This is a genomic window from Streptomyces sp. RerS4 (genome assembly GCF_023515955.1).
Taxonomy (GTDB): domain Bacteria; phylum Actinomycetota; class Actinomycetes; order Streptomycetales; family Streptomycetaceae; genus Streptomyces.
Map to the genome: position 1 here is coordinate 2601723 of NZ_CP097322.1, position 25120 is coordinate 2626842.

General features: G+C 72.2%; 22 protein-coding genes and 2 tRNA genes. 9 read left to right on the top strand and 15 right to left on the bottom strand.

From position 1 onward, the window contains the following. Nucleotides 1-55: 55 nt before the first annotated feature. The 3 genes from M4D82_RS11955 to M4D82_RS11965 form a co-directional block, all read right to left on the bottom strand. Nucleotides 56-673 (bottom strand): ATP-dependent Clp protease proteolytic subunit, encoded by a 618-nt coding sequence (locus M4D82_RS11955; RefSeq protein WP_249766033.1) that lies wholly within the window; start codon nt 671-673, stop codon nt 56-58. Between the two features lie 275 nt (nt 674-948). Then, complete coding sequence (tig, locus tag M4D82_RS11960; RefSeq protein WP_249766034.1) at nt 949-2340, bottom strand: trigger factor; 1392 nt, start codon at nt 2338-2340, stop codon at nt 949-951. 179 nt (nt 2341-2519) lie between these two features. Continuing rightward, a tRNA-Pro gene (locus M4D82_RS11965) sits at nt 2520-2596 on the bottom strand. 177 nt (nt 2597-2773) lie between these two features. Between M4D82_RS11965 and M4D82_RS11970 the strand changes: the two genes are divergently transcribed. After that, nucleotides 2774-2844 (top strand) — tRNA-Gly (locus tag M4D82_RS11970). Nucleotides 2845-2929: 85 nt separating this feature from the next. Here the strand turns inward: M4D82_RS11970 and M4D82_RS11975 are convergent. From M4D82_RS11975 to M4D82_RS11985, 3 genes are all read right to left on the bottom strand, one after another. Continuing rightward, nucleotides 2930-3124 (bottom strand): hypothetical protein, encoded by a 195-nt coding sequence (locus tag M4D82_RS11975; protein ID WP_249766035.1) that lies wholly within the window; start codon nt 3122-3124, stop codon nt 2930-2932. A 176-nt stretch (nt 3125-3300) separates the two neighbouring features. Next, nucleotides 3301-3756, bottom strand: coding sequence for an HD domain-containing protein (locus M4D82_RS11980; RefSeq protein ID WP_249766036.1), 456 nt, complete (start codon nt 3754-3756; stop codon nt 3301-3303). Beyond that, nucleotides 3753-5144, bottom strand: a complete 1392-nt coding sequence (locus M4D82_RS11985; protein ID WP_249766037.1) for a pyridoxal phosphate-dependent decarboxylase family protein — start codon at nt 5142-5144, stop codon at nt 3753-3755. The genes M4D82_RS11980 and M4D82_RS11985 overlap by 4 nt, the downstream gene beginning before the upstream one ends. 810 nt (nt 5145-5954) lie before the next feature. Between M4D82_RS11985 and M4D82_RS11990 the strand changes: the two genes are divergently transcribed. Beyond that, nucleotides 5955-6467 carry a DUF4232 domain-containing protein gene (locus tag M4D82_RS11990; RefSeq protein ID WP_249766038.1) on the top strand — a complete coding sequence of 171 codons (513 nt, stop codon included), beginning with the start codon at nt 5955-5957 and terminating at the stop codon, nt 6465-6467. 328 nt (nt 6468-6795) lie between these two features. Here the strand turns inward: M4D82_RS11990 and M4D82_RS11995 are convergent, their stop codons facing one another. Together M4D82_RS11995 and M4D82_RS12000 are read right to left on the bottom strand one after the other, a co-directional pair. Continuing rightward, nucleotides 6796-7587 carry an ABC transporter ATP-binding protein gene (locus M4D82_RS11995; RefSeq protein ID WP_249766039.1) on the bottom strand — a complete coding sequence of 264 codons (792 nt, stop codon included), beginning with the start codon at nt 7585-7587 and terminating at the stop codon, nt 6796-6798. 114 nt (nt 7588-7701) lie between these two features. Further along, nucleotides 7702-8844: a PP2C family protein-serine/threonine phosphatase gene (locus M4D82_RS12000; RefSeq protein WP_249766040.1), complete on the bottom strand. Its 1143-nt coding sequence runs from the start codon at nt 8842-8844 to the stop codon at nt 7702-7704. Between the two features lie 116 nt (nt 8845-8960). Between M4D82_RS12000 and M4D82_RS12005 the strand changes: the two genes are divergently transcribed. Next, nucleotides 8961-10199, top strand: coding sequence for a GNAT family N-acetyltransferase (locus tag M4D82_RS12005; RefSeq protein WP_249766041.1), 1239 nt, complete (start codon nt 8961-8963; stop codon nt 10197-10199). A 169-nt stretch (nt 10200-10368) separates the two neighbouring features. Here the strand turns inward: M4D82_RS12005 and M4D82_RS12010 are convergent, their stop codons facing one another. Together M4D82_RS12010 and M4D82_RS12015 are read right to left on the bottom strand one after the other, a co-directional pair. Beyond that, on the bottom strand, nt 10369-11175 hold the full coding sequence (locus tag M4D82_RS12010) for an Fpg/Nei family DNA glycosylase (RefSeq protein ID WP_249766042.1): 807 nt from the start codon (nt 11173-11175) through the stop codon (nt 10369-10371). A 67-nt stretch (nt 11176-11242) separates the two neighbouring features. Then, the gene (locus tag M4D82_RS12015) at nt 11243-11731 is read right to left on the bottom strand and encodes a ribose-5-phosphate isomerase (protein WP_249766043.1); all 489 of its coding nucleotides are present in this window, start codon (nt 11729-11731) and stop codon (nt 11243-11245) included. Between the two features lie 228 nt (nt 11732-11959). On the opposite strand from M4D82_RS12015, the gene M4D82_RS12020 reads away from it, so the two are divergent. Further along, on the top strand, nt 11960-13405 hold the full coding sequence (locus M4D82_RS12020) for an amino acid permease (RefSeq protein ID WP_249766044.1): 1446 nt from the start codon (nt 11960-11962) through the stop codon (nt 13403-13405). A 105-nt stretch (nt 13406-13510) separates the two neighbouring features. On the opposite strand, the gene M4D82_RS12025 is transcribed toward M4D82_RS12020, so the two are convergent. Next, complete coding sequence (locus M4D82_RS12025; RefSeq protein WP_249766045.1) at nt 13511-14095, bottom strand: biotin transporter BioY; 585 nt, start codon at nt 14093-14095, stop codon at nt 13511-13513. 292 nt (nt 14096-14387) lie between these two features. Between M4D82_RS12025 and M4D82_RS12030 the strand changes: the two genes are divergently transcribed. Then, nucleotides 14388-15806 carry an amino acid permease gene (locus M4D82_RS12030; RefSeq protein ID WP_249766046.1) on the top strand — a complete coding sequence of 473 codons (1419 nt, stop codon included), beginning with the start codon at nt 14388-14390 and terminating at the stop codon, nt 15804-15806. 87 nt (nt 15807-15893) lie between these two features. Here M4D82_RS12030 and M4D82_RS12035 read toward each other — a convergent pair whose 3' ends face one another. Continuing rightward, on the bottom strand, nt 15894-16655 hold the full coding sequence (locus M4D82_RS12035; RefSeq protein WP_249766047.1) for an SDR family NAD(P)-dependent oxidoreductase: 762 nt from the start codon (nt 16653-16655) through the stop codon (nt 15894-15896). A gap of 213 nt (nt 16656-16868) precedes the next feature. Between M4D82_RS12035 and M4D82_RS12040 the strand changes: the two genes are divergently transcribed. Together M4D82_RS12040 and M4D82_RS12045 are read left to right on the top strand one after the other, a co-directional pair. Continuing rightward, entirely contained in the window at nt 16869-18287 is a 1419-nt protein-coding gene (locus M4D82_RS12040; protein ID WP_249766048.1) for an amino acid permease, read from the top strand. 158 nt (nt 18288-18445) lie between these two features. Continuing rightward, the gene (locus M4D82_RS12045) at nt 18446-19102 is read left to right on the top strand and encodes a superoxide dismutase (protein ID WP_249766049.1); all 657 of its coding nucleotides are present in this window, start codon (nt 18446-18448) and stop codon (nt 19100-19102) included. Nucleotides 19103-19249: 147 nt separating this feature from the next. Here the strand turns inward: M4D82_RS12045 and M4D82_RS12050 are convergent, their stop codons facing one another. Continuing rightward, the gene (locus M4D82_RS12050; protein ID WP_249766050.1) at nt 19250-19897 is read right to left on the bottom strand and encodes a mycothiol-dependent nitroreductase Rv2466c family protein; all 648 of its coding nucleotides are present in this window, start codon (nt 19895-19897) and stop codon (nt 19250-19252) included. Nucleotides 19898-20032: 135 nt separating this feature from the next. Between M4D82_RS12050 and pepN the strand changes: the two genes are divergently transcribed. Then, entirely contained in the window at nt 20033-22579 is a 2547-nt protein-coding gene (pepN, locus tag M4D82_RS12055) for an aminopeptidase N (protein WP_249766051.1), read from the top strand. A gap of 184 nt (nt 22580-22763) precedes the next feature. Next, nucleotides 22764-23723, top strand: a complete 960-nt coding sequence (locus tag M4D82_RS12060; protein WP_249766052.1) for a putative endonuclease domain-containing protein — start codon at nt 22764-22766, stop codon at nt 23721-23723. Here M4D82_RS12060 and M4D82_RS12065 read toward each other — a convergent pair. Both M4D82_RS12065 and M4D82_RS12070 read right to left on the bottom strand, forming a co-directional pair. Further along, the gene (locus tag M4D82_RS12065) at nt 23699-24604 is read right to left on the bottom strand and encodes a pyridoxamine 5'-phosphate oxidase family protein (protein ID WP_249766053.1); all 906 of its coding nucleotides are present in this window, start codon (nt 24602-24604) and stop codon (nt 23699-23701) included. The two genes, M4D82_RS12060 and M4D82_RS12065, sit on opposite strands and share 25 nt — an antisense overlap. Nucleotides 24605-24633: 29 nt before the next feature. Continuing rightward, complete coding sequence (locus tag M4D82_RS12070) at nt 24634-25092, bottom strand: VOC family protein (protein ID WP_249766054.1); 459 nt, start codon at nt 25090-25092, stop codon at nt 24634-24636. Nucleotides 25093-25120: the final 28 nt, after the last annotated feature.

Sequence of the window (25120 nt, forward strand, 5' to 3'; positions counted from 1 at the left end):
GTGCCTGGAACGGGCGGGCGGGCGTACGGTGCCCCGTACGCCGGGGCCGGGGCGGTCAGGCCCCGGTGCCGCCGCCGCCCGGGACCAGGGACGCGGCGGAGATGATCTCGTCGATCAGGCCGTAGTCCTTGGCCTCCTCCGCCGTGAACCAGCGGTCGCGGTCGCCGTCGCGGATGATCGCCTCCACGGTCTGGCCCGAGTGGTGCGCGGTGATCTCGGCCATGCGCTGCTTGGTGCGCAGCAGGTACTGGGCCTGGATCTTGATGTCCGAGGCGGTGCCGCCGATGCCGGCGGAGCCCTGGTGCATCAGGATGTCGGTGTTCGGGAGCGCGAAGCGCTTGCCCTGGGCGCCGCCGGTGAGCAGGAACTGGCCCATCGAGGCCGCCATGCCCATGCCGATGGTGACGACGTCGTTCGGGATGTACTGCATGGTGTCGTAGACCGCCATGCCCGCCGTCACCGAGCCGCCGGGGCTGTTGATGTACAGGTAGATGTCCTTCTCCGGCTCCGCGGCCAGGAGGAGGAGCTGCGCCGTGATCTTGTTGGCGATCTCGTCGTCGACCTGCTGGCCGAGGAAGATGATGCGCTCGCCGAGCAGCCGGTTGTAGACATGGTCGCCGAGGCCACCACCGATGGACGGCTCACCCGCGGCGTAAGGCTTCAGATTCGTCACGTATCCACCTGCTCGTCTCCGACGGCCACATGCCGTCTCAGCGTCTCGTTCTGGGGCGCGGACCTACCGGTGGTGCGAAGCCCTCCGGCGTCGGGTACTCCCGTGCCCTCGTATTCATGGACCCTAACGCGCAGGTAGGACAACGCCATCCCGCTTCCCGAACTGTTCGCTCGGAGCGCAAGCTCCGCCCGCCTTCCGGCGGGTGTGCGGAAGGGCCCGGACACGCTCGCGTCCGGGCCCTTCGGGGCACTGCTCAGTGGGCTTCGCCCGGGGTGTTACTTGGCCTCGTCGGCCTCGGCGGCGTCACCCTCGACGGCGGCCTCGACGACCTCGGCGGCCGTCTCGGTCTCGTCCTCGTCGTCGGAGAGGTCGATCTCCTCACCGTTGGTGTCGACGACCTTGGCCTTCTCCACGACGACCGCGAGGGCCTTGCCGCGGGCGACCTCGCCGACCAGCATCGGGACCTGGCCGCCCTCGACGACCGCCTGGGCGAACTGGTCGGGGGACATGCCGGAGGACTGCGCGCGGCGCATGAGGTGCTCGGTGAGCTCCTCCTGGTTCACGCCCAGCTTCTCCTTGTTGACCAGCGCGTCGAGGACGAACTGGGTCTTGATGCCCTTGATGGCCTGCTCGGTGGTCTCGGCGTCGAACTCCTCGACCGTCTTGCCCTGGATCTCCAGGAACTTCGCCAGGTCAAGGCCCATCTGGCCGAGCTGGTGGTGCTCCAGGTTGTGCTTGCGGGTCTGGACCTCGTCCGCGAGCAGCTTCTCGGGGATCGGGACCTCGACGAGCTCCAGCAGCTTCTCCAGGACGCGCTCCTGGGCCTGCGTGGCCTGGTCGTACTGCTTCATGTTCTCAAGGCGCTTGCGGCTGTCGGCCTTCAGCTCTTCGAGGGTGTCGAACTCGCTCGCCATCTGGGCGAACTCGTCGTCCAGCTCCGGCAGCTCACGGGCGGAGACCTTGGTGACCTTGACGGTGACCTCGGCGTCCTTGCCCTCGGCGGAGCCGCCCTTCAGCTGCGAGGTGAAGGTGGCCTCGCCACCGGCCTCCAGGCCCTTGACGGCCTCGTCGATGCCGTCGAGGAGCTCGCCCGAGCCGATGGTGTAGGAGACGTCGGAGGCGACGCCGTCGGCGAGCACCTCGCCGTCGACCTTGGCTTCGAGGTCGATGGTGACGACGTCACCCTCGGCGGCGGCGCGCTCGACGTCCTTGGTGGACGCGAAGCGACCGCGCAGCTGCTCGACCGACTTCTCGACGTCCTCGTCCGAGACCTCGACCGCGTCGACCTCGACCTCGATGCCGGAGTAGTCCGGGATCTCGATCTCGGGGCGGACGTCCACCTCGGCGGTGAAGGACAGCAGCTCGCCGTCCTTCAGCTCCTTGATGTCGACCTCGGGCTGGCCCAGCGGGTTCAGGTCGGCCTCGTTGACCGCCTCGGTGTAGAACTTCGGGAGGGCGTCGTTGACGGCCTCCTCCAGCACCGCACCGCGGCCGAAGCGCTGGTCGATGACGCGCGCGGGGATCTTGCCCTTGCGGAAGCCCTTCACCGTGACCTGCTGGTTGATCTTCTTGTAGGCCGCGTCGAGGCTGTCCTTGAGCTCCTCGAAGGGCACCTCAACAGTGAGCCGAACCCGAGTCGGGTTCAGGGTCTCCACGGCGCTCTTCACGGTTCGGTCTCCTTGTGGCTGACTGCTGGGGGTTCGCCGCATCGCTGCGATTCAGCGGTTCGGCGGATTCGGCCCGGTACATCAGACACACGGGCACGCAGTTTGCATAGTAACCGCAAGCGGCAATCAGCCCACAACGCGATCTTCGTGAGAGATCCCGTGCGGGGGGTATTGCTGACTGGTCGGGGTGGCCGGATTCGAACCGACGACCTTCCGCTCCCAAAGCGGACGCGCTACCAAGCTGCGCCACACCCCGTCGGTGCGACACGTAGGGTACATGCCCGGAGACCCTCCGACGCCCCCGGTTTTCCCGGCGGGCCCGCCGGGCCGGCGCCCGAGGGCCGGCGCGGCGCCGAAAGGGGTGTGCGCTCCCCCCGCGCGACCCGCTAGGATGCTGTCCGTGCCGCGGTCCCCGACCTGCGGCGCGCGTGTTGCGGGTGTAGCTCAATGGTAGAGCACTAGTCTTCCAAACTAGCTACGCGGGTTCGATTCCCGTCACCCGCTCTCTACGGCTCAGGGCCAGGTCAGAGGACGTTTCCTCGACCTGGCCCTGACGCGTTTCCGGGCCCGCTGCGTGGGCGCCGGCGCGCTAGAGCTTGATGCCGGCGATGGTGTCGGCGAGGGAGTTCAGGAAGCGGTTCACGTCCGGGGCGATGGAGCTGGACGCCAGGAAGAAGCCGAAGAGGACCGCGACGATCGCGGGGCCGGCCTTGATGTGCTTGCCGCGGATCAGGATCACCAGGATGATCGCCAACAGAACCACGACTGACAGCGAAATGGCCACTACTGATCACACCTTCGGTCGTCCCCTGGTCGGCCCGGGGCGTACGGCCGTGCGTATCCCCATACGCACCATCCTCCCACCAACACGCCCGCGCTATCCGTCTCGTGACGAATCACCATGGCTTCCTTCGCGCCAAGTGGGTCCGGAATGGCCGCATTTCGGGCATGCCGGCGGCGTCAGGGCGCGGTGATGCCGAGGAGGGAGCGGACGCGGGCGTACTTCGCGGTCAGTCGCTCGCGGGTGGGCGCGTCGAGTACGGAGAGACGTACGGGGTCGGCGTTGTGCGCGAGGTCGGCTTCCTTGACGAGGACGGCGCCCGGCGTGGCGAGGATGCGGGCCGCGTACTCCTCCAGGGGTTCTCCGGGGCGTTTGGTGAGGGCGAGGACGATGGCCTTGACCGCTGGGGGAAGGGCGGCGTCGGCCAGCCAGGCGGGGGTCAGGGCGTCGTCCTCGATGGCGTCGTGGAGCCAGGCGGCGGCCTGCTGGTCGGGGCTGCCGCCGCGCAGGCGGACGCCTTCGGCGACGGCTGCGAGGTGCTCGGCGTAGGGCCGGCCGGCCTTGTCCGTCTGGCCCTCGTGCGCCGCGCGGGCGAGGGCCTCGACCTCGGTCAGGGTCAGGGGGCGGTTTGTCATGTGAGCTCCTTCGCCGCCGTACTCAGGGTCTCGGCGACCCGGTGCGCGTCGGCCCGCGTGGTACGCCAGTTGGAGAACGCGGCCCGCAGCGCGGGGGTTCCCGCGTAGACGGTGGGGGTCAGGAAGACGTCGGCTTCGACGGCCCGGCGCAGGGCGGTCAGGCGCTCGGCGGTGGGGCGTTCGGTGAGGGTGAAGCAGACGACGTTGAGGCGGACGGGGGCGAGCAGCCGCAGGGCCGGGTCGCGTTCCAGGGCGGCGCCGAGTGCGTGGGCGCAGGCGATGTCGCGCTCGACGATCTCCCGGTGGCCGGTGCGGCCGTAGGCGCGGAGCGTGAACCAGGCGGCGAGGGCGCGCAGCCGGTGGGAGTTCTCGGGGGTGAGGTGCACCAGGTCGGGGTGGTCGCCGAGGGGACCGAGGTAGGCGGCGGAGTTTTGGAAGACGCGGGCCTGGAGGTCTTGACGGCGGGTGAACTGGACGGCGCTGTCGTAGGGGACGTTCAGCCACTTGTGGAGGTCGACGCAGAGGGAGTCGGAGGCGTCGAGGCCGGCGGTGAGGTGGGCGTGGTCCGGGGAGAGGGCGGCGAAGGCGCCGAAGGCGGCGTCGGTGTGGAGCCAGAAGTCGTGGCGTTCGCGGAGGGCGGCGATGGCGGGGAGGTCGTCGAAGTCGACGGTGTTGACGGTGCCGGCGTTGGCGACGACGACGGCGGGGCCGGGCGTGTCGGCGAGCGCCCGGTCGAGGGCGGCGGGGTCGACGGCCTCGCGGCCCGGGAGGGTGGGGACGGCGACGAGGGATCCGCGGCCGAGGCCGAGGACGGAGAGGGCCTTGGCGATGGAGGAGTGCGGGGCGCCGGAGAGTACGCGGACCGGGCCGAGGGCCGCCGCTCCGTCCTCGGCCGGGGAGACGCCGAGGCGTTCGCCGAGCCATTCGCGGGCGATGGCGAGGCCGGTGGTGTTGGACATGGTGGCGCCGCTGACGAAGGTGCCGGTGTGGGCGGCGGAGAGGCCGAAGAGGTCGCGGAGCCAGGTGACGGTTTCGCGTTCGAGGTCTTGGCCCGCGCCGTCGAGGGCGGAGTTGGAGTTCTGGTCGTGGGTGGCGGTCAGCCAGTCGCCGGCGAGGGCGGCGGGGGTGGCGCCGCCGGTGACGAAGCCGAGGTAACGGGGGCCGGCGGAGGCCGACAGGCGCGGGGCCCAGCGGCTTTCGAACGCGGCCAGCGCCGCTTCGGTGCCGGTGCCGTGCTCGGGGAGCGGCTCGGGGTCCGGGAGGGAGTCGACGGGCGGTACGACGACGGGTCGGGCGTCGAGCCCGGCCAGCGTCGCGGCGGCGGCGCGGCGGGTGGCGTCGAGCAGTTCGGGCAGGCGCGCGAGGTCGTCGGCGAGGGTGCGGTCCATGGCGGCACGCTAGAGGCCGGACGGGACGCGGGAACGGTCCAATCACGGGGGATTGGCCGGCCGGCGGCCGATGGGGGGCTGGGGAGGTTGGGGCGCGCCGGGGCCGGACCGGATCGGGGCGCGCCCGCACGGGGCCGCAGGGGCGAGGAAGCCAGGCCTGGGGAAGGGTCAGGGCCGGCGCCGCAGGGGCCGGGCGGGCCGGTGCCCGCAGGGCCGAGGCGGACCCCGGGCACCGCAGGGCCGAGGCGGCCAGGGGCCGCAGGGCTGGGGCAGCCAGGTGGCCGCAGGGCTGGGGCAGACCGGCGGCTCAGGGCGGGGACGGCCGGCCTGGGGAAGGGGCAGGGTCGGCGCCGCAGGGCCGCAGGGCCGGGGCGGGTCGGCGCCGCAGGGGCCGCAGGGCCGGGGCGGGTCGGCGCCGCAGGGCCGAGGCGGGCTGGCGCCGCAGGGGCCGCAGGGCCGGGGCGGGCTGGCGCCGCAGGGCCGCAGGGCCGGGGCGGGCTGGCGCCGCAGGGGCCGCAGGGGCCGCAGGGCCGGGGCGGGCTGGCGCCGCAGGGGCCGCAGGGCCCGGGGCGGGCTGGCGCCGCAGGGGCCGCAGGGCCCGGGGGGCAGGGCCGGCGCCGGGGAAGCGGTGGAAGGGACGGGAAGCGGGTGGTGGGAGCCTGGTCTGGGGCGTGGGTGCGTTCTAAGGTCATCGGATGATCACAAAGGGGCGGGGTTGGGCGCGGGCGGCCGGGGGTGTGGTCCTCGCGGGGGGCGTTGGTGGGGTGCGGGACGACGGTGGCGTCGGAGGGCGCCGGGGCCGGTGGGCCCGTGGCGGTGCCGAGCGGGATCGTGCGGGCCGAGGAGTTGCCGAACCGGGCATCCGTCTCGCCGAGCCCCTCGCCCACGGCCTGTGAAGGCGGCGCGCGGCTCGTCGAGGGGGTCGGGAACGCGGCGATGGGGCTGCGGGTGGCCGACTTCCAGCTGATCAACTGCGGGACCGGGGACTACGTACTGAACGGCTACCCGGACATCCGGCTGCTGGACGGCCAGGGGCGGCCCGTGGAGGTCAAGGTCGGGCACGGTGCGAACGGCGTGACCGTCATGGACAGCTTCGACGCGCCGCCCCGGAAGGTCACGCTCCGGCCGGGACAGGCGGCGTCCGTGGGGCTGGTGTGGCGGAACACGGTCACGGAGGTGTCGACGCCGCCCGCCGAGGGGCGGGTACTGGAGCTCACGCCGAAGCCGGGCGCCGCTCGCCTGCGGCTCACCCTCGCGGCCCCCGTCGACCTCGGCACCACGGGCCGACTGGGCCTGAGCGCCTGGACGGCGGTGGACCGGTAGGTCCGGCTCACCGAGCCCGCCTGGACGGCGGTGACCGGTAGGACGCCCTCACCGAGCCCGCCACCCCCGACCCCGCGCGCCCCGGCCGGCGCCGACCAGGGCCTGTCCGGCGGATCAGGGTCGGATGGGCGGCGGGGTCCGGTGCCATGGGTCTCCCCCGGCCCGCAGGGCTGAGGGGAGGCAACGCGGCGAGGCGCCGTGCCGGGCGCCGCCGGCCCGGCCATGATCCGCCGGACAGGCCCCGGGGGGTGTCCGCGAAGTCCCTCCCCCGGCTACCGCTGGCAGGTGGCCCCGGCCGGCGGGCGGCCGACGCTCCTTGACGACACCGCTAGGCAGTGGACGTGGTGAGGGTCGTCATGCGCGAGGCCACCGCCAGAGGGGTGCTGCGGGGGAGGCGGTCGGCTATCAGGCCGTCGGCGAGGAAGAGGACCTGGTCGGCGTGGGCGGCGGCGGCCGGGTCGTGGGTGACCATGACGACGGTGGCGCCCAGGGTGTCGACGGCGTCCCGCAGGAGGGCCAGGACCTCGCCGGCGGTGGTGGTGTCGAGGGCGCCCGTGGGCTCGTCGGCGAAGACCACGTCGGGCCGCGTGACCAGGGCCCTCGCGATGGCGACCCGCTGCTGCTGGCCGCCGGAGAGTTCCGCGGGGCGGCTTCGGCCCTTGCTCTCCAGGCCGACGCGGGCGAGCAGTTCGGCGGCGCGGGCGCGGTCCTGGCGGCCGCCGCCGAGCCGCATGGGCAGCAGTACGTTCTGCTCGACGGTCAGCGAGGGCATCAGGTTGAAGGCCTGGAAGACGAAGCCGAGGCGGCTGCGGCGCAGTTCGGTGAGCTGGTTCTCGTTCATGCCGGTGAGTTCGGTGCCGCCGAGGCGGACGGAGCCCTCGGTGGGGAGGTCGAGTCCGGCCGCGCACTGGAGGAACGTGGACTTGCCGGAGCCCGAGGGGCCCATGACGGCGGTGAAGCTGCCGCGCGGGAGGGATACGTCGATGCCGCGCAGGGCGTGGACGAGTCCGGCCCCGCGCCCGTAGACGCGTGTGACGCCGCGCAGCTCCACGGCGGCAGTGCCGTGGCCGTCTCCCCCGTGCTCGACCGCGGGCTGTCGCCGTTCGCGCCGGAACCCCATGGTGTGCCGCCTTCCCCTGCCGGAGCCGTTGTCGTCCCCGACGCTATGGATCACCGTGCGGCGGCGTCCATGGTGCGGCCCGGCGCCCCGGGGTGGGGTAAGCCCCACCCCGCGTCAGGGCGAGCGGCGGATCAGGAGCAGGGCGCGGTCGTCGTTGACGTCCTTGGCGACCTTCTCGATGAGGTGCCAGGCGGCGCCCTCCCAGCCGGCGGCGACGTAGCGGTCGGCTTCGCCCGTGAGCCGGTCGATGCCCTCGCTGATCTCGCGGTCGGCGGTTTCGACGAGGCCGTCGGTGAAGAGCATCAGGACGTCGCCGCGCCGCAGGTTGCCGCGGGCTGGCTCGAACTCGGCGCCGTCGTAGACCCCGAGGAGGGGGCCTTCCCCGGAGACCTCCTGCCAGCGGCCGGTGCCGGCGGAGAGCTGGAGGGCGGGGAGGTGGCCGGCGGAGAGGAGTTCGTAGTCGCCGGTCTCCAGGTCGAGGACGAGGTGGATGGAGGTGGCGAAGCCCTCGTCCCAGTCCTGGCGGAGCAGGTAGCCGTTGGCGGCGGGCAGGAAGCCGTGCGGGGGCAGGGCGCCGAGCAGGCCGCCGAAGGCGCCGGAGAGCAGCAGGGCGCGGGAGCCGGCTTCCATGCCCTTGCCGGAGACGTCGGTGAGGACGATCTCCAGGGTGCGGCCGCCGCCGGTGCGGGCGGCGACGACGAAGTCCCCGGAGAAGGACTGGCCGCCGGCCGGGCGCAGGGCCATCTCCCGGTGCCAGCCGCGCGGCAGGGCGGGGAGCTTGCTCTGGACGCGGATGCGTTCGCGGAGGTCGAAGAGCATGGTGCCGCCGCGCCGCCAGGGCACGCCGACGCGGCTGCGGAACTGGGCGATGACCAGCCCGAAGAAGCCGCAGGCGGCCACCACGAGCACCGTGCCCGGGGTGACCCTGGCGGGCCCCTGGGTGTAGGGGCCGAGGACGAGGGCCTCGATGATCAGCGCGGTGGCGGAGGCGGCGTAGAGGGCGAGGAGACTGGCGGGCCGCAGCAGCAGTCCGCCCGCCACGATGGGCAGGACCAGGGCCGCCGGGGAGAACCAGACGGGCAGCACGAGCGTGCCGCAGGCCAGGGCGGGGACGGTCAGGAGCAGTCCGAGGAGGGCGAGCCAGTCGGAGGCGTCGCCGCGGAAGTAGTCGACGGCGGATTTGCGCAGGGCGGTGCGGGCCCGGTGCGACAGCTTGCGCCCCCGGGCCATGAGCGTCTCCACGCGTGCTCGGGCCATTGTCTGTGGACCCTATCCATCGTGGCTGTGTGCGCGCAGGGGTACCCCCGGACCTCGGACGATCAGGGGGTGGAAAACATTTCGACCAGGACGTACGGCCCTGGTAGGGATGACCCATGGCTCTTGATACGCGTGTATTGCAGGCTGACGAGTGGGATGCCTGGTACGACCATCTTGAACTGGCGTTCGGTGGTGTGGCCGAGAGTCCCGAGGAGCGCGAGCTCTGGAAAACGCTGACGGAGCCGGCGCGCTCGCTGGGCGTCTGGGACGAGGACACCTGCGTCGGCTCGGCCGGCGCCTTCACGTTCCGCCTCTCGGTGCCGGGCGGTGCGCTGGTCCCGGCGGCGGGGGTGACGATGGTGGGGGTCGCCCCCACGCACCGCAGGCGGGGGGTGCTCACTTCGCTGATGCGCCGCCAATTGGACGACATCCGCGCGGGTGGTGAACCGCTCGCCGTGCTGACGGCCTCCGAGCCGGCGATCTACGGCCGCTTCGGCTACGGCACGGGCACGTACGCGATGTCCGTCGACGTCGACACCACCCGCGTACGCCTCTCCGTGCCGCCGGGGACGGACGCGGTGCGGCTGCGCCTGGTGGACCCGGAGAAGGCGCTGGCCGACTGCGAGCGGGTCTACGCGGCGCTGCCGGCGACCCGACCGGGGATGACGGCCAGGCAGCCGGGGTGGGAGCGGGTCGGGGTGCTGGACCCGGAAGCGAGGCGGGCGGGCGCGTCGCCGCTGAAGTGCGTGGTGGCGGAGGGGCCGCGGGGGGAGGTCACGGGGTACGCCCGCTACCGGGTGAAGCCGGACTGGGAGCAGAGCGGTTCGGACGGCAAGGTCCTGGTGAGCGAGCTGGACGCGCTGGACCCGGCGTCGTACGCGGCCCTGTGGCGCTACCTCTTCGAGATCGACCTGACGTGGCACGTCCAGGCGTACGGGCGGCCCGTGGACGACGCGCTGCTGCACCTGGTCAGTGACATCCGCCGGGTGACGCCGCGCAAGCGGGACGCGTTGCACGTGCGGCTGGTGGATCTGCCGGGGGCGCTGGCCGCGCGGGCGTATGCGGGGCCGGTGGATGTGGTGCTGGAGGTGGAGGACGACTTCTGCCCGTGGAACGCGGGGCGGTGGCGGTTGGTGGCGGGGGGCTCCGCCGGTTCGGTCTCTTGTACGAGGACTGCGGACCCGGCGGAGGTGGCGCTGTCGGTGCGGGAGCTCGGCGCGGCGTACCTGGGCGGGGACACCCTGGCCGCCCTCGCGGCGGCGGGGCGGGTGCGGGAGCTGCGGCCGGGGGCGGTGGCGCGGGTGTCGCGGGCCTTCGCCTGGGACGTGGCCCCCTGGCTGCCGCACGGGTTCTAGGGCGCGGGGGCGGGTGGGTGGCCCTGCGGGGCCGTCCCCTACCCGTCCTTCCACCGTTCCCCGGGCTCCGCCCGGACCCGCGCCTCAAACGCCGGCGGGGCTGGGTTGAGGCGCCACCGCCGGCACCGACGCGCGAGCGGGGGCTGGGCTGAGCTGCCTCCGCCGCGACCTAGTGCTGCTGGCAGGTGGGGCACCAGAAGAGGTTGCGGGAGGCCAGGTCGGCGGTGCGGATCTCGGTGGCGCAGATGTGGCAGGGCAGGTTCGCCCGGCGGTAGACGTACACCTCGCCCCCGTGGTCGTCCACGCGTGGCGGGCGGCCCATGGCCTCGGGGAGGTGCTCGTCGCGGACGGTGTCGATGCGGTTGTGGCGTACGCCCTCGCGCATCAGCGCCGCCAGGTCCGTCCACATGGCGTCCCATTCGGCGCGGGTGACGTCCTTGCCGGCCCGGTAGGGGTCGATGCCGTGTCGGAAGAGGACCTCGGCGCGGTAGACGTTGCCGATGCCGGCGACGATCTTCTGGTCCATGAGCAGGGCGGCGATGGTGGTGCGGGAGCGGGAGATCCGCTTCCAGGCGCGGTCCGGGTCGTCGGTCGGGCGCAGCGGGTCGGGGCCGAGCCGCTCGTGTATCGCCTTCTTCTCGCCCTCGCCGAGCAGCGCGCAGGCGGTGGGGCCGCGCAGGTCGGCGTAGTGGTCGTCGTTCAGCAGGCGCAGTCGGACCGTGTCGGTGGCCGGCGGGGCCGGGGCGGGGCCGAAGCCGAGCTTGCCGAAGAGGCCGAGGTGGATGTGGATCCAGGCGTCGCCGAGCTCCAGGAAGAGGTGCTTGCCGTGGGCCTCGGCGCCCTCCAGGGTGCGCCCGTCGAGCAGGGCCGCGCTCTCGGCGAAGCGGCCTTGGGGGCTGCTGACGCGTACGGTCCGTCCGACGAACCGCTCGGTGTGGTCCTGGGCGAGGCGGTGGATCGTATGCCCTTCGGGCACGGTGGCGCTCCTGGTCTGTGCACGACCGTGCCGCCGGACCCCGGGTCCGGCGGCACGGGTGGTGGTCCTACTGGCCCTGCGGGTGGTGGGCCGGGATCGGGGGGAGCTCGCCGGTGGTCTCGTAGGCGGAGAGCATCTCGATGCGGCGCGTGTGGCGCTCCTCGTCGGAGTACGGGGTCGCCAGGAAGGCCTCGACGAAGGCGGTGGCCTCGTCCTGGGTGTGCATGCGGCCGCCGACGGAGATGACGTTGGCGTTGTTGTGCTCGCGGCCGAGCTTCGCGGTCTCCACGCTCCAGGCGAGGATGGCGCGCACGCCCTTGACCTTGTTCGCGGCGATCTGCTCCCCGTTGCCGGAGCCGCCGATGACGATGCCGAGGCTGTCGGCGTCCGCGGCGGTCTTCTCCGCGGCGCGCAGGCAGAACGGCGGGTAGTCGTCCACGGCGTCGTAGATGTGGGGCCCGCAGTCGACGGGCTCGTGGCCGTTGTTCTTGAGCCAGTCCACGAGGTGGTTCTTGAGCTCAAAGCCGGCATGGTCGGATCCGAGGTACACGCGCATGCACCGAGTGTGTCACGAGCCCGCCGGAGCGCCCGCAGCGGGTGTCGCGTAAATCACTTCTAAACCTCAAGTAAACCCAAAGGACCCAGACAGGACGGGTAAGGACCTTGGTCCCGGACCCTGTGCCCCGGGCAACCATCGGAGGAAGGTCTTCCGCACAGCGGGTGAATCGGGTTTGAATGCCGGGGCTCGCAACCCGAGCGACCCGAAACTCCTAAGGAATCGTCCATGAGCACCACGACGACCCTTCAGAAGGCAGGCGGCCCGACCGGTGAACCCGGCTCCGCCCAGCCCTCCGACGGTCTGAAGGCCGGTCTCAAGAACCGCCACCTGTCCATGATCGCCATCGGCGGCGTCATCGGCGCCGGCCTCTTCGTCGGCTCCGGCGGCGGCATCGCCAAGACCGGCCCCGCCATCCTGATCTCGTACGCCCTCGTCGGCGCGATGGTCGTCTTCGTGATGCGGATGCTGGGCGAGATGGCCGCCGCCTCCCCGAACTCCGGCTCCTTCTCCGCCTACGCGGACCGGGCGCTCGGGCGCTGGGCCGGCTTCTCCATCGGCTGGCTGTACTGGTTCTTCTGGGTCGTCGTCCTGGCCGTGGAGGCCACCGCCGGCGCGGTCATCCTGGAGAGCTGGATACCGGCCGTCCCGCAGTGGGCCTGGGCCCTGATCGTGATGGTCGTCCTGACGGTCACCAACCTCGGCTCGGTCGCCTCCTACGGTGAGTTCGAGTTCTGGTTCGCGGGCATCAAGGTCGTCGCCATCGGCGCGTTCGTGGTCGTCGGCATGCTCGCCGTCTTCGGCCTGCTGCCGGGCTCGGACAACCCGGGCGCGGGCTTCGCGCACCTGACGGACACCGGCGGGTTCATGCCCAACGGCGTCGGCTCGGTGCTCACGGGTGTGCTGATGGTCGTCTTCTCCTTCATGGGCAGCGAGATCGTCACGCTGGCCGCCGGCGAGTCCGAGGACCCGCGCCGCGCGGTCACCAAGGCCACCAACTCCGTGATCTGGCGCATCGGCGTCTTCTACCTCGGTTCGATCTTCATCGTGCTGACGCTGCTGCCGTGGAACGACCCGTCGATCACCGAGAAGGGCTCCTACGTGGCCGCCCTGGACTCGATCGGCATCGCGCACGCCGGCCAGATCATGAACGTGATCGTCCTGACGGCCGTGCTGTCCTGCCTGAACTCGGGCCTCTACACCGCCTCGCGCATGGCGTTCTCGCTCGGCGAGCGCGGCGACGCCCCGAAGTCCTTCGCGAAGGTCAACAAGAAGGGCGTCCCGACGGCCGCGATCCTCGGCTCGGTGGTCTTCGGCTTCGTCGCCGTGTACTTCAACTACGCCTTCAAGGACACGGTCTTCAACTTCCTGCTGAACTCCTCGGGTGCCATCGCGCTCTTCGTGTGGCTGGTCATCTGCCTGACCCAGCTGCGGATGCGCGGGATCCTGATGCGCGAGGCGCCGGAGAAGGTCACCGTGAAGATGTGGCTCTTCCCGTACCTGACGTGGGCCACCGCCCTGATGATCACCGGCGTGCTCGTCTACATGCTCTTCGACGACGCCAACCGCGAGGTCGTCCTGCTCTCGCTGCTGGTGGCGGCCGTGGTGGTCGCGATCGGCACCGTCCGCGACCTGCGCCGCCGCAAGGCCGCGGCGGCCGAGGTCTCGGCCTAGCCGTCCTGCGGGAGCCCGTACGCGGGCTCCCGTGGGGAGGAACGCGAAAGCCCCGGACCACTCCGTCGTGGTCCGGGGCTTTCGCGCGAGGGTCTGTCCGGCGGTTCAGCCGCGGCGGCCGGCCAGCTTCCAGGCGGCGGGCAGGGCGCCCATGGCCAGCGCGGCCTTGAGCGCGTCGCCGATCAGGAACGGGGTCACACCCGCCGCGACGGCCGCGCCCAGGGACATTCCGGTGGCGGCCATCAGGTACGGCACGCCCACCGCGTAGATCACGGCCGAGCCGAGCACCATCGTGCCCGCCGTACGCGCCGCCGAGCGGTCCGCGCCGCGCCGCGCGAGGGCGCCGACGACGGTGGCGGCGAGCAGCATGCCGAGCACGTAGCCGAAGGACGCGCCGAAGGCGCCGGAGGTGCCGCCCGCGAACCAGGGCATGCCCGCCGCGCCGGCGGCGGCGTACAGGGCGAGCGCGAGGAAGCCGAGGCGGGCGCCGAAGGCGGTTCCGACCAGCAGCGCGGCGAACGTCTGGCCGGTGACCGGGACGGGCGAGCCGGGGACCGGTACGGATATCTGCGCGGCCAGACCGGTCAGCGCGGCGCCGCCGACGACGAGCGCGATGTCGCGGACCCGGGTCGCGGGCAGCAGGTCGGCGAGGACGGCGCCGGGCCGGAAGGAGACGGAAGCAGTGCTCATCGGGGGCTCCGCGGGGGTGGTGATCAACAGGACACCGCGAGGCTAGTGCGCCGCGCGGCGCCGGGCCGGCATCGGCCGGGACAAAGCCCGACTGCCCGGTTTGGTGGAGACCGCACAAAGTCCCGGACTGACACCCGAGTTGGCGTGATCCGCGTCACGGCCTATGTTCTACGACACATCCTTTTTGCTCCTACAGCCGCCCTCCAGCCAGACTGTAGGTTCCCGCCAATCCCTTGTGCAGCCCAGAGACCACCCAGCTCCGCTTGGCCGACCGAGAGTACGAGCACCCCTCATGCGCGACCGCCTGCCCGATCCACCCGCCGTCGACACCGACCTGCCCCCGGAGCCGCTGAGCCACAGCCTCAAGCAGCGTCACCTGACCATGCTGGGTCTCGGTGGCGTCATCGGCGCCGGGCTCTTCGTCGGCTCCGGCGCCGGCATCGGCATCGCCGGCCCGGCGATCATCTGCTCGTACCTGCTCGCGGGCGCGCTCGCGATGCTGGTGATGCGGGCGCTCGGCGAGATGTCCGCGGCGATGCCCGCCTCCGGTTCCTTCTCCGTCTACGCCGAGAAGGCGCTGGGCCGTTGGGCCGGCTTCTCGGCGGGCTGGCTGTACTGGTTCCTGCTGGTCGTGGTGCTCGCCGTGGAGGCGACCGGCGCCGCGAAGATCGCGAACGGCTGGCTGCCGTCGGTCGACCAGTGGGTGTGGGTGCTCCTCTTCATGGTGGTCTTCACCGTCAGCAACCTGGCGGCGGTGCGCAACTTCGGCGAGTTCGAGTTCTGGTTCGCCGCGCTGAAGGTCGGCGCGATCGTGCTGTTCCTGATCCTGGGCACGCTCGCGATCTTCGGCCTGCTGCCCACTGCGTCCAATCCCTCTGGGGACCCCGTCGGCATGGCCAACCTGACCGGGGACGGCGGCTTCTTCCCGGCCGGCTTCGGCGGGGTCGTCGCCGGCATGCTCGCCGTCATCTTCGCGTTCGGCGGCCTGGAGGTCGTCACCATCGCCGCCGCCGAGTCCGACAACCCGGCCAAGTCCGTGGCCCGCGCGGTGCGCAGCGCCGTGTGGCGCATCCTCTTCTTCTACGTCGGCTCGATGCTGGTGATCGTGACGCTGCTGCCGTGGGACTCGCTGGAGCCGGGCCAGAGCCCGTACGTGGCGGTCCTCGACTCGATCGGCATCCCGGCGGCCGGGCAGATCATGAACATCGTGGTCTTCGTGGCCCTGCTCTCGGCGCTGAACGCGAACCTCTACGGCTCCTCGCGCATGGTCTTCTCGCTGGCCGAGCGCGGCGAGGCGCCCCGGGCGCTGCTGAAGGTCTCCGGCGGCGGGGTGCCGCGCCGGGCGGTGTTCGCGTCGGTCGCCTTCGGTTTCGTGTCGGTCGTGCTGAACCTGCTGTGGCCGGACACGGTGTTCCTCTACATGCTCAACGCGGTCGGCGCGGTACTGCTGTTCGTGTGGGCGCTGATCGCGGTCTCGCAACTGCGGCTGCGGCCGAAGCTGGAGCGGGACATGCCGGAGCGGCTGACGCTGCGGATGTGGCTGTTCCCGTACCTGACGTGGGCGGCGCTGCTGGGGATGGCGGCGGTGCTGGTGCTGATGCTGTTCGACGACTCGGCCCGGCCGCAGCTGCTGTGGTCCTCGGGGGCGGCGGCCGCGGTGCTGGTGGTGGCGTGGGTGCGCGAGGTGCGCGCGCGCCGTTCGGCGGCCTGAGCCGCCGGCGCCGTACGTCGGAACGTCGGACAGGGCCCCCGTGCTGCGGCGCGGGGGCCCTGTCCGACGTTTTCGGATGCGTGAGCCTCAGGTGCGCAGGTACGAGGCCCCGTTGACGTCGAGGACCGCGCCCGAGCTCCACACTGCGGCCGGGGAAGCCAGGTAGAGGACGGCCGAGGCGATCTCGCCGGGGTCGGCGACGCGGCCGAACGGGCTCTGGCTCCGGATGCGTTCGCCCTCGGCCCCCTCCAGCCGCCCGGCGACGCGCTCGGTGGCGACGAAGCCGGGCGCCACCGAGGCGACGGCGATGCCGTGCGGCGCGAGCGAGACGGCGAGGGACTGGCCCAGGGCGTGCAGGGCGGCCTTGGTGGCGCCGTAGGCGGGGTGGTCGGGCTCGCCCCGGAAGGCCCCGCGCGAGCCGACGTTGACGATGCGGCCGGGGCGGCCGGCTTCGATCATGCGGTGCGCGACGCGGTGGCTCAGGTCGGCGGCGCCGAAGAGGTTCACGGCGGCGGTCCGACGCCACGCCCCTTGCCAGTCCTCGTACGAGGTGTCGGGCAGCGGGTGCGCGATCATCACGGCGGCGTTGTTGACCAGGACGTCCACGCCGTCGAGCGCCTCCTCCGCCGCGGCCGCGAGCTCCTCGACGGCGGTCGGATCCGCGAGGTCCGCGGTGAGCAGGACGTGCCCCTCCCCCGCGAGGCCGGCGAGGGTCTCCTCGGCGTCCGCGTGGCGGGTCGAGCAGTGCACGGCGACGCGGTCGCCCTGCGCGGCGAAGGCGGTCGCGACCGCCCGCCCGATGCCCCGGGAGGCGCCGGTGACGAGCACGCCCCGCCCGGTGGCGCTCATGTCCCTGATGGTGCGCTCCATCGCGGTACCCCTCTCCCGGCCGGCCGGGCATCCGCCGCCGCGCCCCCCGCGAGCGTACGGACGTGATCACCATCCGTGAAGCGGGGGTCCGGATAGCGGACGCAAAACGTCCGGTAATCGGACGCTGGGCAGACTGGGCCCCTCACCACGAGACCGCGCACCACCCCCCGCACACCGAACAGGCACACCCCCATGAGCCAGAGCAGCAGCACCCTCGCGCCCCCCGATCGGCCGCAGGCCCCGAGCCCCGAGGGCTCCACGCCCCTCGGCAGCGGCCTCAAGCAGCGCCACCTTTCGATGATCGCCCTCGGCGGCGTCATCGGGGCGGGCCTCTTCGTCGGCTCGGGCGCGGGCATCGCGGCCGCCGGCCCCTCGATCGTGCTCGCGTACGCCGCGTCGGGGCTGCTGGTGATGTTCGTGATGCGGATGCTCGGCGAGATGTCCGCCGCCAACCCCGCCTCCGGCTCCTTCTCCGTCCACGCCGACCGGGCCATCGGCCCGTGGGCCGGCTTCACGGCGGGCTGGATGTTCTGGACCCTGCTGTGCGTGGGCGTCGCCATCGAGGCGATCGGCGCCGCGCACATCATGACGGGCTGGTTCCCCGGCACCCCGTCGTGGATGTGGGTGCTGGTCTTCATGGCCTTCTTCTGCGGCAGCAACCTGGCCGCCGTCTCCAACTTCGGCGAGTTCGAGTTCTGGTTCGCCGCGCTCAAGATCGGCGCCATCGCCCTCTTCCTCGGTCTCGGCACCCTGGCGATCCTGGGCCTGCTGCCCGGCACCTCCTCCCCCGGCGCCGCGAACCTGCTGCACGACGGCGGCTTCCTGCCGAACGGGGTCGACGGTCTGCTGGTCGGCCTGCTCGCCTCCGTCGTCGCGTACGGCGGCCTGGAGACGGTGACCATCGCCGCCGCCGAGTCCGCCGACCCGGTCAAGGGCGTGGCCAAGGCCGTGAAGACCACCATGTGGCGCATCGCGATCGTCTACGTCGGCTCGATGCTGGTCATCGTCACCCTGCTGCCCTGGAACGACCCGGCCGTCACCGGCCAGGGCCCGTACGCGGCGACCCTGGACCACCTGGGCATCCCGGCCGCCGGTCAGATCATGAACGTGGTCATCCTGATCGCCCTGCTGTCCGCGATGAACGCCAACATCTACGGCTCCTCCCGCATGGCCTACTCCCTGGTGTCCCGGGGGCAGGGCCCCAAGGCTCTGGCGAAGGTGAGCGGCCGGGTGCCGCGCCGGGCCGTGCTGGCGTCCTCGGGCTTCGGGTTCGTCACCGTCCTGCTCTCGTACTGGTACCCGGACACCCTGTTCGCCTGGCTGCTGAACATGGTCGGCGGGGTGATCCTCATCGTCTGGGGCTTCATCGCCGTCTCCCAGTTCGTGCTGCGCCGCCGGCTTGAGCGGGAGGCCCCCGAGAAGCTCGTCGTGAGGATGTGGGGCTTCCCGTACCTGACGTGGGTCGCGCTGGCCGGGGTCGCCGGCGTGCTGGTGCTGATGGCGCTGGACGGGGACACGCGGGTCCAGGTGGTCTTCACCGGCGGCCTGACGGTGGCCCTCGCGGTCACCGGCTACGTCATGCAGCGGCGCCGGGCGGCGGCGAGCCGCTGACCCACCCGCCGTCCGGAGGGCCCCGTGCGTGCGCACGGGGCCCCTCCGCGTTGGGGAGAGGTGACCCTTACGTGATCAACGGAATAGATGCTGCTAGCGTGCAGTTGCGCATTAATTGCAATTAGCGATTGGCACGCCGAGGGGACCGGACAACACGCATGGCCATCTACACGCTTCCTGAACTTCCGTACGACTACGCGGCCCTGGAGCCGGTGATCAACCCGCAGATCATCGAGCTGCACCACGACAAGCACCACGCGGCCTACGTCGCCGGCGCCAACACCACGCTGGAGCAGCTGGAGGAGGCGCGCGACAAGGAGAACTGGGGCGCCCTCAACGGCCTGGAGAAGAACCTCGCGTTCCACCTCTCCGGCCACATCCTGCACAGCATCTACTGGCACAACATGGCCAGCCCGAAGACCGGCGAGGGCGGCGGCGAGCCGACCGCGGCCGACGGCGTGGGCGACCTCGCCGACGCGATCACCGAGTCCTTCGGCTCGTTCGCGAAGTTCAAGAAGCAGCTGACCTTCGCGTCCTCCGCCACGCAGGGCTCCGGCTGGGGCGTGCTCGCGTACGAGCCCATCAGCGGCCGGCTGATCGTCGAGCAGGTCTACGACCACCAGGGCAACGTGGGTCAGGCCTCCGTGCCGATCCTCGTCTTCGACGCCTGGGAGCACGCCTTCTACCTTCAGTACAAGAACCAGAAGGTGGACTTCATCGAGGCCATGTGGAACGTCGTCAACTGGCAGGACGTGGCCAAGCGCTACGCCGACGCCAAGGCGAACACCCCGCTGCTGATCCCCGTCAAGGGCTGATCGGCGTCTTCGACCCGTCCGCCTCGTGATCGTCTTCTCAACCTTCACCGGCGGACGTGTACAGCGAAGGCCCCCCGCGAGGACGTGACTCGCGGGGGGCCTTCGTACGCGTCGCCCGGACCGGCCGGGACTGCTCGAAGCTGCGGACTACTCGAAGCTGGGGCCCTTGTCGCGGGTGCGCTTGATCTCGAAGAAGCCCGGGGTGGAGGCCACCAGGAGGGTGCCGTCCCACAGGCGGGCGGCGTCCTCGCCGCGCGGGGTGGGGGTGACGACCGGGCCGAAGAAGGCCACGTCCTTGCCGTCCGAGCCGGGCACGGAGATCACCGGGGTGCCGACCTCCTGGCCGACCCGCTCGATGCCGTCGTTGTGGGAGGCGCGCAGCTCCGCGTCGAAGGTGTCGGTGGTGCCGAACTTGGCCAGCTCCGCCGGGAGACCGACCTCCTCCAGCGCCTCCACGATGACCTCGTGGGTGTTGCCGCGACCCTCGTTGTGGATGCGGGTGCCGAGCGCGGTGTACAGCTTGCCGGTGATCTCCTTGCCGAACTTCTGCTCGGCGGCGATGACCACGCGTACCGGGATCCAGGCCTCGGGGCCGAGGAGCTTGCGGTAGGACTCCGGCAGCTCGTCGAGCTTGTTCTCGTTGAGCACGCCCAGGCTCATCACGTGCCAGCGGACCTCGATGTCGCGGAGCTTCTCGACTTCGAGGACCCAACGCGACGTCATCCAGGCCCAGGGGCAGAGCGGGTCGAACCAGAAGTCGACGGGGGTCTTCTCGCGCACCTGCGTGTCGGCCATGTCTCTCCTCGTATCAGCTAAGGCACTCAAGGCGTTGCTCATCACCATCACCGTGGCCAACAGGTCCTGACCCGCGCGCATTCCCTCGTGGGAGGATTCGAACCGAAGAACGCGATCACGCACGAAGGAGTGCACGTGCCCGGTGTGAACCTTTCCCGAGACGAGGCCCGCGAGCGGGCCGAGCTGCTGTCCGTCGACGGGTACGAGGTGATGCTCGACCTGACGTCGGCGGTGGACGAGGCCGAACCGGCCGAGGGACCCCGCACCTTCCGGTCGGTGACGACCCTCCGCTTCCGCGCCGCCGTCCCCGGCGCCTCCTCCTTCGCGGACCTGATCGCCCCGTCGGTGAACTCCGTCACCCTCAACGGCCGCGTCCTCGACCCGGCCGAGGTCTTCGACGGGGCCCGGATCGCCCTGGACGACCTCGCCTCCGACAACGTCCTGGTCGTGGACGCGAACTGCGCCTACAGCCGGACCGGCGAGGGCATGCACCGATTCGTTGACCCGGAGGACGGCGAGGTCTACCTCTACACCCAGTACGAGCCGGCGGACGCCCGCCGCGTGTACGCCAACTTCGAGCAGCCGGACCTCAAGGCCCCGTACCGCTTCGAGGTGACCGCGCCCGAGGGCTGGCAGGTGTGGAGCAACGGCGTGGAGGAGTCCCGCGAGGGACGGACCCGCCGCTTCGCCGAGACCGCGCCCATCTCCACGTACATCACGTGCGTGATCGCGGGCCCGTACCACTACGTGACGGACACCTACACGCGCGGGGACCTGACGATCCCGCTCGGCGCGATGTGCCGCCAGGGGCTCGCGAAGCACTTCGACGCGGACGACGTGTTCCGCGTCACCAAGCAGGGCTTCGACCTCTTCCACGAGATCTTCGACTACCCCTACCCCTTCGGGAAGTACGACCAGGCGTTCGTGCCCGAGTACAACCTCGGCGCGATGGAGAACCCGGGGATGGTGACCTTCCGCGAGGAGTACATCTTCCGGGGGAAGGTGACGCAGGCCTCCTACGAGCGCCGCGCGAACACCATCCTGCACGAGATGGCGCACATGTGGTTCGGCGACCTGGTCACCATGAAGTGGTGGGACGACCTGTGGCTGAAGGAGTCCTTCGCGGACTTCATGGGCTCCTTCGGGCTCGTCGAGGCGACCCGCTTCGACCAGGCCTGGGTCACCTTCGCCAACAACCGCAAGGCCTGGGCCTACCGGGCCGACCAGCTGCCCTCCACGCACCCGATCACGGCCGACATCCGTGACCTGGAGGACGCGAAGCTGAACTTCGACGGGATCACCTACGCCAAGGGCGCGGCGGTCCTCAAGCAGCTCGTCGCCTACGTGGGGCGCGAGGCGTTCCTGCAGGGCGCCCAGCGCTACTTCAAGGCGCACGCCTACGGGAACACCACCCTGGCGGACCTGCTGTCGGTGCTCGGGGAGGTCTCCGGGCGGGACATGGCCGCGTGGTCGCGGGCCTGGCTCCAGACGGCCGGCGTCAACGTGCTCACCCCGGCCGTGACGTACGACGCGGACGGCCGCGTCGCGGAGCTCGCCGTCCTCCAGGAGGGTGAGCCGCTGCGCCCGCACCGGGTGGCGGTGGGCCTGTACCGGCTGGAGGCCGACGGGGCGCTCGTACGCTACGCGCGGGCCGAGGTCGACGTCGCGGGGGCGCGGACGGTGGTGGCCGAACTGGCCGGCCGGGAGCGGCCCGACCTGGTCCTGGTCAACGACGACGACCTCACGTACTGCAAGGTCCGCTTCGACGAGCGCTCCCTGACGACGCTGCGCGGCCACCTCGGCGACCTGACGGACCCGCTGGCGCGGGCGCTGTGCTGGTCGGCGCTGTGGAACCTGACGCGCGACGCCGTGATCCCGGCGCGGGACTTCCTGTCGCTGGTGCTGGCGCACGCGGGCCGCGAGAGCGACGTCGGCGTGCTCCAGATGCTGCACGCGCAGGCGCTGAGCGCCGTCACCCACTACGCGGCGCCGGCGCGGCGCGAGCAGAGCGGGCGGGATCTGGCGGCCGGCGCGCTGCACGAGTTGCGGCTGGCCGAGCCGGGTTCGGAGCACCAGCTGACCTGGGCGCGGTTCTTCGCGGAGAGCGCCTCCTCGGAGGGCGACTTCCAGCTGCTGCTGGGGCTGCTGGAGGGTTCGGCGCGGATCGACGGGCTGGAGGTCGACCAGGAGCTGCGGTGGGCGTTCCTGCTGCCGCTGGCCGCGCACGGGGTGGTGGACGAGTCCGTGATCGAGGCCGAACTGGCGCGCGACGACACGGCGTCGGGCAAGCGGCACCAGGTGCGGTGTCTGGCGGCCCGGCCGTCGGCCGCGGTCAAGGACCAGGCCTGGGCGATGGTGGTGGAGTCGGACGCCCTGTCGAACGCGCTGGTCGAGGCCACGATCGACGGCATGTGCCGGCCGTCGCGGCGCGACCTGCTGGCGCCCTTCACCACGCGCTACTTCGAGGTGATCGAGCGGATCTGGGCGGAGCGTTCGATCCAGATCGCCATGCACGTGGTGAAGGGCCTCTACCCCTCGCTCCAGGACACGGCGGCCACCGTGGAGGCGACGGACGCCTGGCTCGCGGAGCACGCGGACGCGGCGCCGGCGCTGCGGCGCCTGGTCCTGGAGTCCCGCGACGACCTGGCCCGCGCCCTGCGCGCCCAGTCCCGCGACGCCTGACGCCCTACGCCGCCCCCGCTCCCGTCCCGGCCCCCTCGGGCGGGGCGGGAGCGGGGGGCTGGGCCATATGGGGGGCACGCCATCGGCAGTCGAACGTCCGTACTTTAGCCCCGTCTTGTCCGCATTTGCCGACGATCGTGTAACAGGCGTTAGCAAGGCCATGGCCTGAGGGAATCACCGCGTCATGAACCAGAACGCACCCCTCCCCCTCGCCCACCTCACCGCCAGCCGCCCCCGCGTCCTGACGGTGGCCCAGCTCCGCGAGCACGGAGTCAGCCCCTCCGAGGCCGCGGGCCGGCCCTGGCAGCAGGTGCTGCCCGGCGTGTTCCTGCTCCACTCCGGGCCGGCGACGAGCGAGGAACGCCTGCACGCCGCCCTCCTGTACGCCGGTCGGCGCGGCGGCGAGGCCATGATCACCGGGCTGGCCGCCCTCGCGCTCTACCGGTTCTCCTCCGCCCCCGCGCTGCTGGGCCTCTCGCACATCGACGTACTCGTGCCGAACACCCGCCGCCTGCGCTCCACCGGCGACGTCCGCGTCGTGCGCGCCCACGCCATGCCGCACCCCATGGAGGTGACCGGGCTGCCGGTCGCCCCGGTGGCGCGGGCCGTCGCCGACGCCGTGGCGCAGCTCTCCGACGCCGGCACGGTGCGCCGCGTGCTCAGCGAGGCCGTCCGAGCCGGACACTGCGAACCGACCGCCGTCGTACGGGAGCTGACCGCCGCCCGGCTGCTGAACCGCCCGCACGTGGTCGACGCCGTCGAATCCCTCCTCGCCGAGGGCCGCGCCATCGCCGAGGACCGGCTGTACCAGTTGGTGCGCGGGTACGAACTGCCCGAGCCCGTCTGGAACGTGGACCTGCGCCTGCCCGGCGGCCCGCACCTGGGCGGCGTGGACGCGTACTGGCCCGAGCAGGCCGTGGCCATCGAGATCGACACCCGGGCGCCCCGCCAGGACGAGGACGAGGACTGGGCCGAGGCCGTCCGCAAGCGCGAGACGCTGGAGCGCCTCGGGGTGACCGTGCTGTACCTGACCCCCCGCAAGCTCCGCGACTGGCCCGAGCAGCAGGCGGCCGTCGTACGCACCGCCCTGACGGCCTCCGTCGACCGCGAGCCCGCCGCCTACCTGGTGGTACTCCCCCGGTGAGCCGGCAGCGGCGGATTGGCCGGGGAGTACTCCGGCGCACTCCAGCGCAGCCGCCCCGGATGGCGGGCCTCCACCACCGCCTCGACGGTGAACCGCACGCTCCGCTCCCCGTCTGCGCCGAACTCGGTCCGGGCCCGCCCGCTCAGCTGGAGCACCGCCCCGCTCTCCCAGTCGGGGAAGAGCAGCCCGGCCCGCTCGTCGGCGGCCAGGTTCCCCAGGGTCAGGAACATCGCGTTGCCCGCGTAGTCCGGCCAGAGCAGTTCGGTCGGCGAGAGCACCTCCACGAAGCCGGGCATCCCGCCCCGATGGCTGACATCGACCCCGTCGGCCCCGTCGGTGGTGGCGACGAAGAAGGTGTCGGCGGCGCGGGCCGCCCGCTCCTGGTCGGGGACGAGGGCCCGCCCGCGTCGCACGACACCGGCCCCTTCGGCCGACCACTCCAGCGGCTGCCGCTTCTGGAGGTACTTCGGACAGTTGGCGAAGACCCGCCGCGCCTGCACGGCGAACCCGCCGGGTGCCGGCGCGAGCGTCCCGTTCAGCCGCATCCGGCGCCGGGTGCGCGGATCCAGCGCGATGGTGCCCACGGGGACGCCGGCCCCGGCGAGCGCCTCCGCGAGCGGGTCCCCCTCGGGCGGACCGCCGAGGACCGTGATCCGGTCGCGCGCGGTGGCCCGTACGAATCCGGGTGCGCCGGCGAGGAGCGAGGCCCACAGCCGGCCCTCCCCGTCCGCGGCGCCGACGACGAGATGCGGCTGCTCGGCGAGGAACCGCGCCGCGACGTCCTTGATCTCCGCTCCGATCGAGCGACCGACGTGCTCGGCGGCCTCCCGGACGCCGACCCGCTCCTGCACGGCCAGCGAACCCCGGTGGTAGCGCTCCACGGTCCTCGCCTCCTCTCGTTTCCCTCGGCTTAGAAGAAGCCGCAGGTCGGGGCGGACTCGGTCGGGGCCGGTGCGCCCTCGACGCCGTCGGGCACGAAGATCTCCAGGCGGGTGCCGTCCGGGTCGTGGAAGAAGATCCCGCCGGAGGCCGCGCCCTCGCGGTGGGCCACGACGCCCTCGTAGGCGAAGTCGACGCCCAGACCGCGCAGCCGCTCCTCGTACGCCCGGACCTCGTCGAGCGCCCCCGCCGCGAAGGCGAGGTGGTGCAGACCGGACGCGGTGGGCGCGTAGGGGCCGTCGGCCTGCTGCCAGAGCGTGAGGACGAGCTCGCCGTCCTGGCCGAGGAAGGCGAAGCGACGCCCCTCCTCCTTGCCCTCGCCGAGCACGGCGAAGTCGAGCGCGTCCCGGTAGAAGACGAGCGAACGGTCCATGTCGGTGACGTTCAGGCCCACGTGCCCGGTGCGGAGCGCGCTGATGGCGATGGTCATGAGGGTTCCCTTCCCCGGAGGAACGATC